This is a genomic window from Lysinibacillus telephonicus (assembly GCF_003966145.1).
Taxonomy (GTDB): domain Bacteria; phylum Bacillota; class Bacilli; order Bacillales_A; family Planococcaceae; genus Ureibacillus; species Ureibacillus telephonicus.
Window position 1 is genome coordinate 1 of record NZ_RXNR01000151.1, and the last position, 1,388, is coordinate 1,388.

At 37.5% G+C, this 1,388-nt stretch carries 1 protein-coding gene; it reads right to left on the reverse strand.

Annotated features, from left to right (window positions below; all coding sequences use genetic code 11):
* Positions 1–133 precede the first annotated feature (133 nt).
* Positions 134–1,305, reverse strand: a protein-coding gene (locus EKG35_RS20650; protein WP_281274656.1) for an IS3 family transposase whose coding sequence is annotated in 2 segments (ribosomal slippage) — positions 134–1,044 and positions 1,044–1,305 — 1,173 coding nt in all. Because the reading frame shifts where the segments join, the coding sequence is not laid out codon by codon here.
* Positions 1,306–1,388: the final 83 nt, after the last annotated feature.

Genomic DNA, 1,388 nt, shown 5'->3' on the forward strand with positions numbered 1-1,388 from the left:
TGATACTATGTCAAGAAAATGGACAGAAGAAATTGAGATTTCACTCTGAATCTAGCGCGCTATCGCTTGCTCGCCTCACAAATAATTTAAGGGGCGTAACCCTTAAATTATTTGTGAGGTTAAAAGGTTCTAACTATACGAGCCTAGCTTTCTGTAAAACTTCGAAATATTGCTTTTCGTATGCAATTGGCGACATATAATTTGTATATGAGTGGATCCGTTTGTAGTTATAGAAACTAACGATGTATTCAATGATACTTTTCTTAGCTTGATCTCTCGTTTTATACTTTTCGTGAAATACTAGCTCCCGTTTTATCACGCTGTGAAACGACTCGATACATGCATTATCGTAACAGTTTCCTTTTCTGCTCATACTTGTGATGATTCCGTTAGTTCGTAATACTTGTTGATATTCCTTCGATGCATACTGGCTCCCACGATCTGAGTGATGAATAAGTCCAGAAGTCGGAGTTTGAGTTTTTATTGCACGTTTTAAGGCGAGTATTACTAACTCTTTTGTCATTCTCGTATCCATTGCCCAACCGATAATTCTCCTTGAAAACAGCTCCATAATCGTCGCTAGATACAGCCATCCTTCACTTGTCCATATATACGTAATATCCGCTACCCATGCTTGCCCAGGTCGTTCTACTTTGAATTGCTGATCTAATAGATTCGGGTAGATTGGTAGATTATGTTTTGAATTCGTCGTCGCTTTGTATTTTTTCACTGTTTTTGAACGAATCCCTTCATCTTTCATAATTCTCGATACTGTTTTTTGCGATACATGGACTCCTTCTGAATTCAATTGCTTTGTAATTTTGGGACTACCATAATTTCTTCTTGAATCTAAATACACCCGTTTTATTTGGCTTGTTAACTTTTCTTTACGCTCTTTTTGATTACTTTTTGGACGGTTCAGCCACTCATAGTAACCACTTCTTGAAACACCTAATACTTCGCACATCTTTGCCACACGGAATTCGTGTCGGTGCTGCTGAATGAAGCCGTAAATTACTTCTGGTCTTTTGCAAAGATGCTCATAGCCTTTTTTAGGATGGCATTTTCCTCTTCTAGATCACGGATTCTTTTTTGTAACTCTTTATTTGCCTTGTCCTCTGGTTTTAAATTCCCGCTACCAACAAAAGCAGCTTCTCCATCTTTACCAAATTTCCTTACCCAATTGTGTAACGTTTGTTCTGCAAGGTCTAGCTCACGTGCAACCTCCGCAACTCTTTTCCCACTTTCAACTAACTGTACTGCCTCTAATTTAAATTCTTTGTCGTAACTTTTTCGATTTGTCATCCTAGACACTCCTAGTAAATTATTGAGATTATTATACTTTATAAACTCCCAATTTACTGTGTCCATAATTTAGACTAACATCA